The sequence below is a fragment of the Nitratireductor basaltis genome, from assembly GCF_000733725.1.
Taxonomy (GTDB): Bacteria; Pseudomonadota; Alphaproteobacteria; order Rhizobiales; family Rhizobiaceae; genus Chelativorans; species Chelativorans basaltis.
The window spans coordinates 2,432,601-2,447,432 of sequence record NZ_JMQM01000001.1; the positions used below are offsets into that span (position 1 = coordinate 2,432,601).

Annotated in this window: 13 protein-coding genes; 3 read left to right on the plus strand and 10 right to left on the minus strand. The window is 59.2% G+C overall.

Features of this window, described 5'->3' with window-relative positions; all coding sequences use genetic code 11:
* Positions 1-663: 663 nt before the first annotated feature.
* The 5 genes from EL18_RS11710 to EL18_RS11730 all read right to left on the minus strand — a co-directional run bounded on the left by EL18_RS11710 (position 664) and on the right by EL18_RS11730 (position 6,572).
* Positions 664-1,647 (minus strand): hypothetical protein, encoded by a 984-nt coding sequence (locus tag EL18_RS11710; RefSeq protein ID WP_152553000.1) that lies wholly within the window; start codon positions 1,645-1,647, stop codon positions 664-666.
* Between the two features lie 263 nt (positions 1,648-1,910).
* Entirely contained in the window at positions 1,911-2,201 is a 291-nt protein-coding gene (locus EL18_RS11715; RefSeq protein WP_036483216.1) for a hypothetical protein, read from the minus strand.
* A gap of 113 nt (positions 2,202-2,314) precedes the next feature.
* Positions 2,315-4,123 (minus strand): translation elongation factor 4, encoded by a 1,809-nt coding sequence (lepA, locus tag EL18_RS11720; RefSeq protein WP_036483219.1) that lies wholly within the window; start codon positions 4,121-4,123, stop codon positions 2,315-2,317.
* An 83-nt stretch (positions 4,124-4,206) separates the two neighbouring features.
* Complete coding sequence (locus tag EL18_RS11725; protein ID WP_036483221.1) at positions 4,207-5,211, minus strand: cytochrome d ubiquinol oxidase subunit II; 1,005 nt, start codon at positions 5,209-5,211, stop codon at positions 4,207-4,209.
* Positions 5,208-6,572 (minus strand): cytochrome ubiquinol oxidase subunit I, encoded by a 1,365-nt coding sequence (locus EL18_RS11730; protein WP_036483223.1) that lies wholly within the window; start codon positions 6,570-6,572, stop codon positions 5,208-5,210. The genes EL18_RS11725 and EL18_RS11730 overlap by 4 nt, the downstream gene beginning before the upstream one ends.
* 201 nt (positions 6,573-6,773) lie before the next feature.
* Between EL18_RS11730 and EL18_RS11735 the strand changes: the two genes are divergently transcribed.
* A complete protein-coding gene (locus EL18_RS11735) occupies positions 6,774-9,209 on the plus strand; it encodes a response regulator (protein WP_051914075.1) in 2,436 nt (811 codons plus the stop codon).
* Here EL18_RS11735 and EL18_RS11740 read toward each other — a convergent pair.
* Genes EL18_RS11740 through EL18_RS11755 form a run of 4 tightly spaced genes read right to left on the minus strand, consistent with a single transcriptional unit; the run spans position 9,177 to position 12,646 of the window.
* The gene (locus EL18_RS11740) at positions 9,177-10,415 is read right to left on the minus strand and encodes a cation:proton antiporter (protein ID WP_051914077.1); all 1,239 of its coding nucleotides are present in this window, start codon (positions 10,413-10,415) and stop codon (positions 9,177-9,179) included. The genes EL18_RS11735 and EL18_RS11740 overlap by 33 nt on opposite strands.
* A 1-nt stretch (position 10,416) precedes the next feature.
* On the minus strand, positions 10,417-11,265 hold the full coding sequence (locus tag EL18_RS11745; protein WP_036483226.1) for a YiiX/YebB-like N1pC/P60 family cysteine hydrolase: 849 nt from the start codon (positions 11,263-11,265) through the stop codon (positions 10,417-10,419).
* Positions 11,265-12,176: a CHAD domain-containing protein gene (locus EL18_RS11750; RefSeq protein ID WP_036483229.1), complete on the minus strand. Its 912-nt coding sequence runs from the start codon at positions 12,174-12,176 to the stop codon at positions 11,265-11,267. The genes EL18_RS11745 and EL18_RS11750 overlap by 1 nt, the downstream gene beginning before the upstream one ends.
* Positions 12,173-12,646, minus strand: a complete 474-nt coding sequence (locus EL18_RS11755; RefSeq protein ID WP_036483231.1) for a CYTH domain-containing protein — start codon at positions 12,644-12,646, stop codon at positions 12,173-12,175. The genes EL18_RS11750 and EL18_RS11755 overlap by 4 nt, the downstream gene beginning before the upstream one ends.
* 139 nt (positions 12,647-12,785) lie before the next feature.
* Between EL18_RS11755 and mbfA the strand changes: the two genes are divergently transcribed.
* Positions 12,786-13,769, plus strand: a complete 984-nt coding sequence (gene mbfA, locus EL18_RS11760; protein ID WP_036483234.1) for an iron exporter MbfA — start codon at positions 12,786-12,788, stop codon at positions 13,767-13,769.
* Between the two features lie 56 nt (positions 13,770-13,825).
* On the opposite strand, the gene EL18_RS11765 is transcribed toward mbfA, so the two are convergent.
* The gene (locus EL18_RS11765; protein ID WP_036483237.1) at positions 13,826-14,332 is read right to left on the minus strand and encodes a YciE/YciF ferroxidase family protein; all 507 of its coding nucleotides are present in this window, start codon (positions 14,330-14,332) and stop codon (positions 13,826-13,828) included.
* 347 nt (positions 14,333-14,679) lie between these two features.
* Here EL18_RS11765 and EL18_RS18075 point away from each other — a divergent pair, with 347 nt between their 5' ends.
* Positions 14,680-14,832 carry a hypothetical protein gene (locus EL18_RS18075; protein ID WP_200875537.1) on the plus strand — a complete coding sequence of 51 codons (153 nt, stop codon included), beginning with the start codon at positions 14,680-14,682 and terminating at the stop codon, positions 14,830-14,832.

The following is a 14,832-nucleotide window of genomic DNA, read 5'->3' on the forward strand; positions in this document are numbered from 1 at the left end:
CAAGGCAGAGGGGGGTGTTCCTGGCACCGCACTCTCAACAACCCACACCCAATCATCACCACGCCCGCGAAACCGCGTCTGGTTATTGTCAAAGAACCGGGAAGACGGGCGGCCACAGTGACGCCAGTCTGAATTTTGTATGTGCGACCCTGAGGCCGCCCGTCCGGCCGCTGTCCCACCGTCGGTCGGTCACTCCGGCACCGCCCGCTGATCCCGGCTGCACCTTCTTCAGGTGGTCTTTGCCAGGCAGGCGTTGCCTTCGCGGCTTCTCCGCAGCTTTCGCATCGTCTGTCACCCGATGCTACCGGCCGCCGACCTGTCGCGGGCCCTCACATGCTTCGGGTACCGAACCCGAAGGGGAGGCTGCCGCCGCCCTCCCCGACTGCCCGGTGCGCATCCGGGTTCCCGCGAGGGCGATAGCTGGAGTGTAGTGCGGGTGGCGATGGTGGGGATGGAATGAGTGAATAGTGAGTAGTGAATAGCGAATAGGGAGGACCTTCATCAGCGCCGTCATTTCATGGTTTGGCCATGGGTTTCAGGGCTTTGCGGGGATGAAGGGTGGTGGAGGGGGAGATGGAGTGCGTGCTGGGGCGGTCGGGATTTATCCTTGCTGTTCCGGCATGGATCCTTGGGTCGGGACGACACTTAAGTCACTCAACAATATCAAACTGGAACGCTAGTTATTTTTTGGAAAAGTATTCCAATACCTATTATACATAGCAGACTTATGGTCATTCCTACTACAAACATAACAGCTGAAGCTTTCTTTTCCTGAAAAGCCAAGCTGAGACGCACCAGTGATGCCTGAAAATCCTCTCGTTCAGGTATACTAATGTTTGCCATTATCTGTATAACCAGTGACACAAACCCCAAAATAGCCAAGGAGATCAGCAAATCATTCTGCACAGCACTGATAACTGCCTTAGCCCACAGCCAATCCTCAGACGGACTCACACCATCTCGAAATAAGCCGAAATATAAAAATAGTAATGCAAGTACTTTTTGGGAATATCCTGCGAAGCTTTCTAATTTTTTTCTTACTGAATTTTCTTCTTTTATTTCTACGATCGGCAACGCCGCCTCAAGCGATTTTCTTGTGGTGGGGATCGCGAAATAAACGTCTTTCCTCTGTTGCTCATCGAGCAAGTGCTTCCTAAAAGCCTCTAGATAGCTCAGAACGCCGATCGCTTTTCTAATCGACCTAACTGTATTTTGGCGACGCAAGGCTATCACCTTCCTCGCCAATGCATAATTTACTTCGCGTTTCCAATCTTCGCGATCTCTGTATACGTCTATTATGGTATCAGTTGTTGGTGAATGGAACTTATGAGTATGAAAAAGATCTCGTAGGAAAAAATATCCTTGCGAGGCCAGTATATGATCTATGTCTTCACCATTTTTGGTTGCATAAAATTCATTTTTTACATTCTCAACACCAATACTGACTTCGCCTGTTCTTTTTAAGGTAAAGTTTAGAGTTAGTATCGAATAACGCTGAAAGACTAGGGAAAAATGCTCTCGTAGAGCAGGCCAAGGTGCGTCAGCATCAAATGTCTCCATCTTCTCGCGAAGCCATTTCTTGACCACCTTTCGGTGAGCACGATCAAAAACTGCAATACTCCCACGCATCTCATCTTCTTCCGCCAACCTCTCCATCAGGCAGAAAAAGTAGAAATCACCCTCCTTCTGGAGGACGTACCTGTCGAACATCGATTTTAGGTACGTGCACCTACTGATAAGAGGGATAGTCGTGTCAGATAGATTGCGCTTCTGAAATCCTGCAAAATTCCGGCCACCTGAGCGGAGATGCGATTTGTAAACTACACGAGACGGGAAGGACGAGATACCAGATAAGGAAAAAGATAGCCGACCTATTACATTCGGTATCCACCCTTTGAATTGAGTACACATCAAAGAAGCGGTTCGATTAACTCGTCAGAAACGCGGCCTTGAGGCAGAAGTTTCCCCGTGCGCCGATCAATGGCGATACCTGCAGCTACTGCATAGTCGCGCTTGCCGCTCCTATATGCATTCACGTCGCCTTTTGCGATAGCACGAAACGAACTGCCGGAATGCGACCTTGCCGCGAGAACGTCATCTTTCTTGGCCACGCCTAGAAGAATCGACACTCGTACCAGCAACAGCCCAAATATTAGTCCAATCATACAAGTGACCAGACCAGCTAACGCAGCCAGTGTCATGCCAACCTCCGTTACCCCACCTGATTCGGCATCATATCACTCATGTCAACAACAATTTCAACTGCTGGTGGTTCCTTTTTTGTTAACAATCAAGCACAGCGTTTTTTTACCCCTCAATCGCCCATCTTGAGCGCCTGGATGAAGGCTTCCTGCGGGATCTCCACCTTGCCGAACTGGCGCATGCGCTTTTTGCCTTCTTTCTGCTTTTCGAGCAGCTTGCGCTTGCGGGTGACGTCGCCGCCGTAGCACTTGGCGGTCACGTCCTTGCGCAGGGCGGAAATGGTTTCGCGGGCTATGACCTTGCCGCCGATAGCGGCCTGGATGGGGATCTTGAAGAGGTGCTGAGGGATGAGTTCCTTCAGCTTTTCGCAAAGCGTTCTGCCGCGGCGGTCGGCCTGTGAGCGGTGAACGAGCATGGAGAGCGCGTCGACCGGCTCGGCATTGACGAGGATCGACATCTTGACCAGATCACCCTCGCGATAGTCGGTGATCTGGTAGTCGAAGCTGGCATAGCCGCGCGAGATGGACTTTAGCTTGTCGTAGAAGTCGAAGACGACTTCGTTCAACGGCAGGTCGTAGACCAGCATGGCGCGCGAGCCGGCATAGGAAAGATCGGCCTGGATGCCACGGCGCTCCTGACAAAGCTTGAGGATGGCGCCCAGATGCTCGTCGGGCGTGAGGATGGTGGCGCGTATCCACGGCTCCTCGATCGAGGCGATCTTCATCACATCGGGCATGTCTGCCGGATTGTGCAGCTCGATCTGCTCGCCGCTGGTCAGGTTCATCTTGTAGACGACCGACGGCGCGGTTGCGATCAGGTCGAGATCGAATTCGCGCGAGAGGCGCTCCTGGATGATCTCCAGATGCAGAAGGCCCAGGAAGCCGCAGCGGAAGCCGAAGCCGAGGGCGGCGGAGGTTTCCATCTCATAGGAGAAGGAGGCATCGTTGAGGCGCAGCTTGCCGACCGCGGCGCGCAGATCCTCGAAATCATCCGCATTGACGGGGAAGAGGCCACAGAACACCACCGGCTGGGCGGGCTTGAAGCCCGGCAGCGCATATGCGGTGGGGCGCTTGTCCTCGGTGATGGTGTCGCCGACGCGGGTGTCGGCCACTTCCTTGATGGAAGCGGTGATGAAGCCGATCTCGCCGGGGCCGAGGCTTTCGACCATGACCATCTTGGGCGTGATGACGCCGACGCGGTCGACCTGATATTTGGCGCCGGTGCCCATCATGCGGATGGTCTGGCCCTTTTTCAGCTCGCCATCAATGATGCGAACCAGAACGATGACGCCGAGATAGGCGTCGTACCAGCTGTCGACCAGCATGGCCTTCAGGGGCTCGGCACTTTCGCCTTCCTTCGGCGCGGGCAGGCGCGTGACGATGGCTTCCAGCACATCCTCGATGCCCAGACCGGTCTTGGCGGAAATCATCAGCGCGTCGGAGGCATCGAGGCCGATAACATCCTCGATCTGTTCGCGGATGCGGTCGGGCTCGGCTGCCGGCAGGTCAACCTTGTTCAGGACGGGCACGATCTCATGATCGTTGTCGAGCGCCTGATAGACATTGGCGAGCGTCTGCGCCTCCACGCCTTGGCTGGCGTCGACGACGAGCAGCGAGCCTTCGCAGGCGGCCAGCGAACGCGAGACTTCATAGGCGAAGTCGACATGGCCGGGCGTATCGATGAGGTTCAGCACATAGTGCTCGCCATCCTTCGCATCATATTCAAGGCGCACCGTGTTGGCCTTGATGGTGATGCCGCGCTCGCGCTCGATATCCATCGCGTCGAGGATCTGGTCCTTCATCTCGCGGTCTTCAAGAGACCCGGTCATCTGGATCAGACGGTCGGCGAGCGTGGACTTTCCATGGTCGATATGGGCGACGATGGAGAAGTTGCGGATGCGGGAAAGAGGCGTCTTTGTCATGTCCGCGCGTATAGAGCATTTATACGGGCGTTGGGAAGGCTCAAACGCGTTGAGCCCTGCCCGATTTTTACCGGCACTTAACCCTAGTCATAGGTCAGATCGCCCGCCTTGCCGCCGAAGACGCGGTAGGCATAGACCGTGTAGCCCAGGATGATCGGCAGAACGAATGCGGTGCCGATGAGGATGACGGCCAGGCTCTCGGTCGCGGCAGCAGCTTCCCAGATGGTCATCCGGTCGGGCACGACATAGGGGTAGAAGGAATAGGCAAGACCGCCGAAGCCCAGTGCAAAGATGGCTGAGAGCACGATGAAGGGCTTGAGCGAGTGCTCGTCCTCGTGGCCCGGCAGATGCACGCACATGCGCCACAGCCACAGGAAGAGGCCGAGTGCCGCAATGGGCAGGGGTGCAAGCCAGACAATCTCCGGCAGGGTGAACCACTTCTCGAAGATGCGCGGGCTTGCAAGCGGTGTGGCGGCGGACACGGCGGCCATGCCGGCGGCAGTGAAAACCAGCGTGCGACGCAGCCAGAACACGGCCTTTTGCTGCAGGTCCCCTTCCGCCTTGTAGATGAGCCAGGCCGATCCCATGGCCGCATAGGCGGCGGCGAGGCAGAGTGCGACGAGGGCCGCGAAGAGCATGGCGGCAATGCCCTGCTGGAGGCCCAGAACATAGATGCCGAGCATGTAGCCCTGCGCAAGCGCTGCGAGCAGCGAGCCTATAAAGAACATGCGGTCCCAGCGGTGCTTGCGGTGGATGGGCACCTTGGCACGGAAGTCGAAGGCGACACCACGCAGGATCAGCCCGACGAGAAGCAGGAAGACGGGAAGATAGAGCGCGGTGAGGATGACACCGTGCGCGATCGGGAAGGCCACCAGCAGCAGACCGACGGCGAGCACGAGCCATGTCTCGTTGGCATCCCAGAAGGGGCCGATGGAGGCGATCATGGTGTCCTTGTCATCCGTGTCGGCGGCGGCAAAGAGAATACCTATGCCGAGATCGAAGCCATCGAGAATGACGTAGAGCAGGATCGCAACGCCCATCAGGCCGGCGAAGACGAGGGGCAGAAGAGTTGGCCAGTCGATGCTCATGCTTCTGCCTCCACAGGCTGGTCGAGCGGGCGGTCCTTGACCGCGGGATCAGGTTCCTCGTCGCCTTCCTTCGATGCCTTTACGGCCATGTAGACCAGAACACCCAGATAGACGAAGAGCAGGACGGCGTAGAGCGCGAGATAGCCTGCGAGCGACAGCGCGACCTGGCCGCCGGTGACGGGGCCGACAGCCTCGCCCGTGCGCAGCACGCCGGTCACAAGCCAGGGCTGGCGGCCGATCTCGGTCACATACCAGCCGGCAAGCACCGCCACCCAGCCGGACAGGCCCATCGGCACGAGGCTATAGGCCACCCAGTTGGGCAGGACCTTGCGGCGGAAGAGATAGAAGGCGGCAACCCAGGAAATGACGAGCATGGCGATCCCCACCCCGACCATTATGCGGAAGGCGTAGAAGACGGGTGCGACCGGGGGATGCTCGCCCTCGAAATCATTGAGACCGGGAACGACGCCCGACGGACTGTGCTTCAGGATGATCGAGGCGACATTGGGCACCGCGATCTCGAAACGGTTCTCGCGCGCTTCCTCATCGGGAATGGCGAAGAGGACGAGGGGCACGTTTCCGCGCGTCTCCCAGTTGGCCTCCATGGCGGCGACCTTGGCGGGCTGGTGTTCGAGCGTGTTGAGGCCGTGCTGGTCGCCGGCGAAGATCTGCAGCGGTATGAGGATCGCGCCGAGCGCCACGCCTGTCTTCAACGCCTTCCACATGGAGGCAGAGCGGTCGCCGAGGACATAGCGCAGGGCCGAGAACCCGGCGACGAGGAAGGCGGCCGTCAGGCCCGAAGCCAGAAGCATGTGAACCAGACGCCACGGGAAGGACGGGTTGAAGACGATCTCGAACCAGCTTGTGGGATAGGCAACGCCATCGCGCATCTCGAAACCGGCGGGAGTGTGCATCCAGGAATTGAGCGCGAGGATCCAGAAGGCGGACATGGTGGTGCCGAAGGCGACGAGGAATGTCGCCAGCGTGTGCACGCGGTTGGAGACCCGGCGGAAGCCGAAAAGCATGATGCCGAGGAACACGGCTTCCAGGAAGAAGGCGGTCAGCACCTCATAGGCCAGAAGGGGGCCTGCGATATTGCCGACCTTCTCCATGAAACCCGGCCAGTTTGTGCCGAACTGGAAGCTCATGGTCACGCCGGAGACGACGCCCAGCGCAAAGGAAAGCGCGAAGACCTTCACGAAGGTGAAATAGGCGCGCATCCAGGCATGTTCGCCGGTGCGGTTGTATTGCAGCTTGAAGTAAAGCAGCACCCAGCCCAGCGAAATGGTGATCGCAGGAAACAGGATATGGAAGGAAATATTGGCAGCGAACTGAATGCGTGACAGCAAAAGCGGGTCCATCAGGACCTCCCGAACGTGTTCGACACGCACCCATTTAGGACTCCTTGTATAACAGATCAAAGTGGCGACATGCCGCTGCGTCATAGCGACACAATTATGCCGCAATGGCAGCCGGTTAACCGAAACTTCACCCAAGGGAAGCAATCTCGGATTGCAGGCTGACGCGGGGAGAGGTGTGTCAGCAATGCGGAGGGGGAAATATTGCTGTCTCAGCTTGCCACACGCCTTGGGCTCAAGAGCCGTTTTGCGCCTGCAAAAAGACGGGCGGGGCTTGCCGCTGCCGACCCTTCACTGACGATTTCGCGTGCCGTGCGAGGGCTTCGCCGACGCTATATCATGGTCATGGCCGCGCTGATCGTGCCGGGCATGCTCTTCGTCATTTCCGCGCATATGGTCAATCAGCGTTATGCGCAGGCGACCGAGATCGCCATGGTGACGGCCAAGGCGGAAGATGTCGTCAAGCGCATCAACCGCACGGCGCTTGAGATGAGCAGCGACCGATCCAGCGAATATGTATGGATCAAGACCGCGCTCAATGTGCAGGCGGACGAGCTGGAGGAAACCTGCATGCGCCTGGAAGCGTTGTGGGCCGAGCTCGACCTGCAGATGCGGGAAAAGATGACGGTCGTGACTCCCTACGGACCAAAGGCGCCTGCAGATGTCCTGGCAGAGTTCCACGGCAAGGTGGTCGAGGCCACGCAAACCAAGGTCAGCGAATGGCCCGGTGTGGGACGCAGGCTTGATGGTGACGTCACCTATCTGGTGGCGCCTGCGCTGTCGCAGCTTTCAGCCAAGCTGTTGAGCTTCAACAAGAGGCTGGCCGATCAGGTGAAGATCGCCATCAACATTCTAGGCCTGGTGCTTGCAGGCTTCGCGGCGGCCATATTGTTCCTGCTCTTCCTGCCCATGGAGCGCTCGATCCGCCATGCGCTGGCGCGGCTGAAGGCGGCGCTTGAGGATGCGAAGGCGGCGGACCGCGCGAAGAGCGAATTTTTGGCCAATATGAGCCACGAGATCCGCACGCCGATGAACGGGGTGCTGGGCATGGCCGAGCTCATGGCCAATACCGAACTCGACGCACGCCAGCGCACCTATAACGACGTGGTGCTGAAGTCGGGGCACGCGCTTCTGACCATCATCAACGACATTCTCGACTATTCGAAGATCGATGCGGGCCATGCCCAGCTTGAGCCGGTGCCATTCAACCTGGCAGAGGCGGTGGAAGACGTGGCCACACTGCTTTCCTCGCGAGCGTCGGAGAAGGATCTGGAGCTGATTGTCGACATTGCGCCGGACCAGCCGCATTGGGTGGTGGGCGATGCCGGGCGCATTCGTCAGATCCTGACCAATCTCGCCGGCAATGCGGTGAAGTTCACCGAGCGGGGCCATGTGCTGATCGAATTGATCCGTGAGGACAACGAGACGCTCTTCCGGGTTACCGATACGGGCATCGGCATTCCGGAAGAAAAGCTTGCGAGCGTCTTCGAAAAGTTCAGCCAGGTGGACGGCTCTTCGACCCGCCGACACGAGGGCACGGGACTTGGGCTCGCAATCGCCTCCAGGCTGGTGGAGATGATGGGCGGCGCCATCAAGGCCGAAAGCGAACTGGGCAAGGGCTCTACCTTCTCCTTCCGCATTCCGCTGACTGCCCATGAAGGGGAAGAGCAGGCCGACCCGGCGCTTTCGAAGGTCGAAGGCGCGCGCATCCTCATTGTCGATGACAACGAGATCAACCGCCGCATCCTGACCGACCAGACGCGCGGTTGGGGTTTTGAAAGCTGCGCGGTCGAAGACGGTGCGATGGCCCATGCCTTCATGCAGCAGGCCAAGATGCGCGGAGTGACCGTCGATCTGGTGCTGCTCGACTACCAGATGCCGCAGATGAGCGGGCTGGAGGTGCTGCGTGCGATGGGTGCGGAGGGATGGCTCGGTGACACCGCCGTTCTGCTTCTCACTTCCGTCGATGACACGCGCACCACGAGAGAATTGCGCGCGGCCGGGGCGAATTCCATCCTCACCAAACCCACGCGCTCCTCGCTTCTGCGCGAGACGATCTGTGAGGTGATTTCGGAGCATCGCAGCGGAAAGCCGCTTCGACAGCCTTCCGCGCCCGTGATCGCGGAAGCGCCCTTGGAAACCGCCGAATCCCATGCAGAGGAGCCGCAGACGCGTCTGGAGGCCCCTGCCCCGGTCGCGCTTCATCCCTCGACGCCGCAAAGGAGCGATGCCTCCACCAGGGATGGCACCCGCATACTGGTCGCTGAAGACAATGAGGTGAACCAGCTCGTGTTCCGGCAGATCCTTTCAGGTTTCGGACAGGAATTCAGCCTGGCGGAAAACGGCAGGGAAGCGCTTGAAATCTGGAAGCGCGACCGTCCGGCCCTGATCATCATGGATGTCTCCATGCCGGACATGAACGGACTGGAGGCGACGCATGCCATCCGCAAGATCGAAGAAGCCGAAGGTCTGGACCGCACCCCCATCATCGGTGTGACTGCTCATGCACTCAAGGGCGACCGCGAAAAATGCATGGATGCGGGCATGGATGATTATCTGACCAAACCCGTGTCACCCGGACGTCTGGAATCGAAGATACTCGAATGGCTACCGCGCAGCGCCAAGGCTGCCACCGCCTGAAACCTTGCCGCGCCCAAAGAACATGCCGTGCGCGAAAGGCGAGCTGATGCCGTGCAGCAGGATCGAAAGCGCGATCGTGACGACGGTGATGTCGGCGACCATGTCGGCTGACGCGAAGCCGGACTGCTCAACCACCAGAAGCAGATAGAGCACGGAGGCCAGTCCACGTGGGCCGAACCAGCCCATGAAAGCGGTTCCGCCCATCCCAATGCCGGAACCGATGGAGGCAAGGGCGACCGGCACCATCCGGATGAGCGTCAGGCTGAGGATCGCATAGACGAACACATCAAGCCCGTCGACCTGCAGCGCGCGTGGCAACATGACCGCGCCGAACAGCAGGAATGTCACATTGGTCAGCAGAACACCCTCCGTGCCTGCAAAGCTCGAAGCGCGCTCGACGAGCGGGCGGGGAAGCTGGAACCCAAAGGTGATACCCGCAACGAAGGCGGCAAGAAAGCCATTGCCGTGCACGAGTTCCGCCGCGAAATAGGCGAGGCCTGCCAGCGCGACCATGATCGGCGTTCTGCCGGACGAGAAAGCCGCATTGCCGTGCACCATGCGCGAAAGCGCGGCGGCACCCAGCCAGCCGACAACCAAGCCAACCAACGGTCCGAACAGAACCTGGCTGGCGAAGAAACCGAGATGCTGCGCCAGGCCTGTTCCCCCTGCCTGGGTGGCGAAGCCAAGCACGATCAACAGAAGTGGCAGGCAAAGCCCATCATTGAGACCGCTTTCCGCATCCAGTGCCTCACGCGGGATTTCCGGCAGGCTTTCGTCGTCGAATACCGGCTGCGCCAATGCCGCATCTGTGGGGGTGAGAAGGATTGCCACGACAATTGCCGCTGCCAGTCCAAGACCGGGAAAGAAAATAAGCGCGGCACCCGCGCCGGCCATGATGGTAAGGGGTATGCCGACAAGAAGCAGACGCAGGGTCAGCATGGCGATGCGGCGCTCTGCCAGAACATTGGAAAAGCGGATGGAGGCCGCATCGCGAAACAGGATGATGACCAGCGTTCCTGTCGCAAGGAACTCGATGATGGAATTGTCCGCGTCGGACAGGACCGGCAGCTTGAACCAGTAGAAGGCCAAGCCTATCACGGTGAAGATTATCGGGCCTGACAGCATCGATTTTTCCAGACGCGGCCCTGCCAATGCATAGAGCGTGAAGGCCAGAAAAATCAGTGCCAATGCCGCGTGATGCTCCACCTCAAGCTTCTCCCTTTGCGTCTGCCGCTTCCTGCTTTTCCTTCTCCGCCCAACGCAGCAGCTTGTAGTCGAAACCGAAGACCAGCGTCGGCTTCACGATCTCGAAATAGGGAGAGAGATCGAAATCACGCGGCGTGAAAAGCGAGTGGTGGCGGATATGCAGGATTTCCTCGCGCGAATAAACGGACTCTGCTGTCGCATGCCCCTTCACCTGCACGATCTCGGGCAGGATCGGATAGGCCACCGACTGAAAAGCCTGCGCGATCAGCGAGGAGCAGATCGCGCGGGTGGGATCGCCCGACCCAAGGGCGATCATGCGTCGGCGCCAACGCACCGGAACGGGCGGCGTGGGCAGGAAATAGCGCATCAGGTCGAAGATGTTGCGCATGTCGTAGCGCAGGCCCAGCCGGTCGATCATGTAATTGACGACAGTCTTGCGGTCCTCCGGCGTGAGCCCGACCGCGCGGCAGATGCGGGTGTTGTATGTGCGGTATTTTGACAGCGGAACGGCAATGCAGCCCTTCCCCAGCACGACCTCGATCAAGCGCGGACGCTCCGACCCGTCTTCGGGCTCCGGCAGCATGTCGCCGACATAAAGCGCTGCATGGCTCCAGGTGGATTGAGTGAGATACTTGATTGCAGCGGAAACGCGTTGGTTGCCCTCGACCAGGATTATGTCTCCGGGCTGAAGCGTACGGCTCAGAGTTTCGGGATCGGAGGGCGTGTAGGGCTGATATCCCGAGGACTCCGATTCCAGCCGTCGCGCCAGAAACTGGCCGAAGCGATCGAGCCAGCTGTCCGGGCCGGGCTTTCGAACATGCGGCCCGGCACTTTTCTCCCCACCAACCATCAATGATCCCGTTTTTCGCGCTGCATGGCCCGCTCGATCTTGCGACGCAGCTTCTTGCCTTCCTTGTCGAACAGCTCTTCGGCATGCGCAAGGGCCTGTTTGCGGAGCTGCTTCTCGCGCTGGGCCAGCCGCTTTTGCAAAAGCTTTTCCGCTTTGGCGTCCAGTGCCACTTCGCCATTTCCGAGCAGTTCAGTCAGATTGGAGATGTCGTTAAGCTCACCCAGGACATCGCCAAGCTTTTCTGCACGTTTACGCCGCGATAGCCGGCTGCCGGGCCACATGGAGCCGAGCAGGCCGAGATGCATCCAATGATATTTCACGGATTTGCGCATCTCGTGGAAATCTTCATCGTCGCCCCTTTTGCGGGCATGCTTGAAGGCCTTGCGCGCCTTGGTGATCATGGCGCGTGCCCCGCCCGACAACAGCTTTGCACCTTCGTCGGGGTCTGTAGGCAGGGCAAGCGCAGCGAAGGCGTGCTCGGTCTCATCTATTTCCTCCAGCGCGAAGGGAATGAGATCACGGCGCGCACGCTCCTCCTCGATGATGCGAATGCGGCGCTGATCGAGCCTGTCATGGGCGAGACCGAGAAGTTCGAGCTTTTCGGCATCCTTCTCGCGGTCGCGCAGTCGGTCCAGCGTTTCCACGGCTGCGTCCGCGTCACGCTGACGGGACAACTCCCGAGCCAGGTCACGCAGGCGGGCATTCTGTTCGTGGTAGAACTCCTCGTCGCCCTTGCGGATCAGGCGCAGGAGGCCACGAAGCCGCTTGATGCTCTTGCGCGTCATGTGGAGCGCGCGCTGGCGCCCCTCGGGCATTTCCTTGAGCTGGCCGCGCATGATGGCAAGTTCTTCACCTGCGATGCGGCGCAATTCGGCATCCACTGGCAGTGCTGGGTCGATCCGGTAACTCATGATGCGGTGTCCGGCATTCCGTTGAGGGCAAGATTGGCGTTGTAGTAACGAGCATCGCCCGTGACCTCGCGTCCAAGCCAGACGGGAAGGCTGGAGGCATCCATATCAGCCGTGGTTTCAAGCTCGGCAAGAACAAGGCCGGCCAGCGGACCCGAAAACTCGTCAATTTCGAAGTGAAGCGAGTGATGGGGCACAATATTGCGCGTTTTCTCGATGATGTCGCCAATGGCGAAACGTGCCATCTCATCGGCTTCTGACAGGCTGGAGGGATACTCGAATTCTTCGCGTTCGCGCTTGGCGGCGCCAAGCTTGAGCGTGAGCTTCGCCTGCTCGCCGTTCCTGATCCGCATGCGCAGGGAGCGGTCGCTGTCAGCCATGACATAGAACTGGCGGATGGTCACTGTCTCGACAACGTGATTGCGCCAATCATCGCTTGCCACGAGAAACTTGCGTTCGCTTTCGGTCGCCATTTCGCTCCGGCCTTCGCTCGCCTGAGCGCCTTGTTTTGCATCAAAGCGGCGGCAGGGCAACTTCTACCAGTGGCTGTGCTTGACGAATGGTGGCTGGTATACATATTTTAGAATCATTCTAAAGTAAGGATTTCCGATCATGTTCTCCCGCTTCTTCGGTGCGCAGCGTCGCGCCTTTTCGTCTCTCGATGAGAGGGAAGTTCTGGCTCTTGCCATTTCCTCGGAGGAGGACGATGCGCGCATCTATCGAGCCTATGCGGAGAATCTGCGCGACGACTTTCCCCATTCGGCAGCGATCTTTGAGGAAATGGCCCAGGAAGAGGACGGGCATCGTGCGCAACTGATCGAAGCCTATCGGCAGCGCTTCGGCGAACGAATTCTGCTGATCCGGCGCGAGCATGTGCGCGGCTTCTACCAGCGCAAGCCTGACTGGCTGGTGCGTCCGCTGGGTCTCGACAAGGTGCGGGCTGCGGCAGAGGCCATGGAGGAGCAGGCGGCGCGGTTCTACCTGGAGGCAGCCAAACGAACGCAGGATGCCGGATTGCGGAAGCTTCTGGGTGATCTGGCGGCTGCCGAGCAGAGCCACGAGTCGCTTGCGCGTCGTCTGAGCGAGCAGCATCTGGACGAGGAGGCTATGGCCGAAGAGGATGCGACGGCACACAAGCAGATGGTGCTGACCTATGTTCAGCCGGGGCTGGCCGGGCTGATGGACGGTTCGGTTTCCACGCTTGCTCCCATTTTCGCAGCGGCCTTTGCCACCGGCGACACCTGGCAGACCTTTCTGGTCGGCCTTGCGGCTTCGCTCGGTGCCGGCATTTCGATGGGCTTTACCGAAGTTGCTTCCGATGACGGTGTGATCTCGGGGCGTGGTTCGCCGGTAAAGCGGGGGCTTGCCACCGGCATCATGACCACCGTGGGCGGGCTTGGCCACGCCCTGCCCTATCTGATCCCGCATTTCTGGACGGCGACTGCAATCGCGATTGCGGTGGTTTTCGTGGAGCTTTGGGTGATCGCATGGATCCAGAACCGCTACATGGAAACGCCTTGGGGTCGCGCGACTTTCCAGGTGGTGCTGGGCGGCGCATTGGTGTTCGCCACCGGGATGATTATCGGCAATGCGTGAATGACAAAAAAAGGCCGCCCGGCGGGGCGGCCTTTTGACTGGTAATGGGGGCTGCCTTATTCAGCAGCTGCCAGATTGACCCGGGTTTCTGCGAGATTGGTCAGCTTCTCGTCGGTTGCCTTTTCTTCCTTGAGCGTGCGCTCGAGGACCTGGGCAACGTCATTGCGACCGAGTTCCTTTGCCCATGTGATCAGCGTGCCGTAGCGTGTGATCTCGTAGTGCTCGACAGCCTGTGCGGCAGCGATGAGTGCGGCGTCGAGAACCTGCTTGTCCTCGGTCTCGCCGATGAGTTCATTTGCTTCCTTGAGGATGCCGTCGATAGCAGGGCAGTCGACGCCCTTGGCCTCAACGTCCAGGAGGCGGAAAGCCTCTTCCAGATTCTCGATGTGGCCCTCGGTTTCCGACAGGTGGGTTTCGAAGCCCTGTTTGAGCTGCGGATTTGTGGCCTTGTCGATCATCTTCGGAAGCGACTTGGAGATCTGCTTCTCGGCATAATAGATGTCGCGAAGCGTGTGGATGAACAGGTCATCCATGGTCTTGATGTCACTGGAAAACAGACCCATGGTGAAATTCCTCTCGTGCTTGCTTCTTCGTGCAGGCCGCGCGATGCAGGGGAGATCGCGCCGGCTCCCCCACTAACAGGCGAGCCGTTGAGCTGTTCCATCACGAATGGAGGCGAGGCGAAGATTTTCGCGCGATTGCCCTTTCGGCGAGACGCAGGCGGTGTTGCGGCGCAACAACATGTCGCGGCTCAAAGGACTGGCTGCCCTCGTTCAGCCTGATTCCCTCCCTTTTTCCGCCCCTTGGAACGTGTTTCTGCAGTGCCGAAAGCCACGTGCGATTCACCTGATATTCATCGATCAGCGCTAGGATGGACACGTGGAGGATTTTGTTTGTAAGGCAGGGCATCATGGCCATGGCACTGGTCAAGTTCATTTCGCGTTTCGTGCAGTCGCTGAAGGCTTCACTGTTGCAGCGCTATCACCCCGAGCGGCACTATATGCGCGGCCCGGGTCCGGCTTGCGCGCGTCGTCGCAGCGGCGGTCGTTCCGCGCACGCGTGA

What these genes read in the sequence shown, in the direction of transcription:
- EL18_RS11715 (WP_036483216.1), bottom strand. Translation starts at nt 2,201, where the DNA reads ATGACACTGGCTGCGTTAGCTGGTCTGGTCACTTGTATGATTGGACTA.
- EL18_RS11755 (WP_036483231.1), bottom strand. Translation starts at nt 12,646, where the DNA reads ATGGCGACCGAAAGCGAACGCAAGTTTCTCGTGGCAAGCGATGATTGG.
- EL18_RS11725 (WP_036483221.1), bottom strand. Translation starts at nt 5,211, where the DNA reads ATGAGCATCGACTGGCCAACTCTTCTGCCCCTCGTCTTCGCCGGCCTG.
- lepA (WP_036483219.1), bottom strand. Translation starts at nt 4,123, where the DNA reads ATGACAAAGACGCCTCTTTCCCGCATCCGCAACTTCTCCATCGTCGCC.
- EL18_RS11730 (WP_036483223.1), bottom strand. Translation starts at nt 6,572, where the DNA reads ATGGACCCGCTTTTGCTGTCACGCATTCAGTTCGCTGCCAATATTTCC.
- EL18_RS11745 (WP_036483226.1), bottom strand. Translation starts at nt 11,265, where the DNA reads ATGGTTGGTGGGGAGAAAAGTGCCGGGCCGCATGTTCGAAAGCCCGGC.
- EL18_RS11765 (WP_036483237.1), bottom strand. Translation starts at nt 14,332, where the DNA reads ATGGGTCTGTTTTCCAGTGACATCAAGACCATGGATGACCTGTTCATC.
- EL18_RS18075 (WP_200875537.1), top strand. Translation starts at nt 14,680, where the DNA reads ATGGCCATGGCACTGGTCAAGTTCATTTCGCGTTTCGTGCAGTCGCTG.
- mbfA (WP_036483234.1), top strand. Translation starts at nt 12,786, where the DNA reads ATGTTCTCCCGCTTCTTCGGTGCGCAGCGTCGCGCCTTTTCGTCTCTC.
- EL18_RS11750 (WP_036483229.1), bottom strand. Translation starts at nt 12,176, where the DNA reads ATGAGTTACCGGATCGACCCAGCACTGCCAGTGGATGCCGAATTGCGC.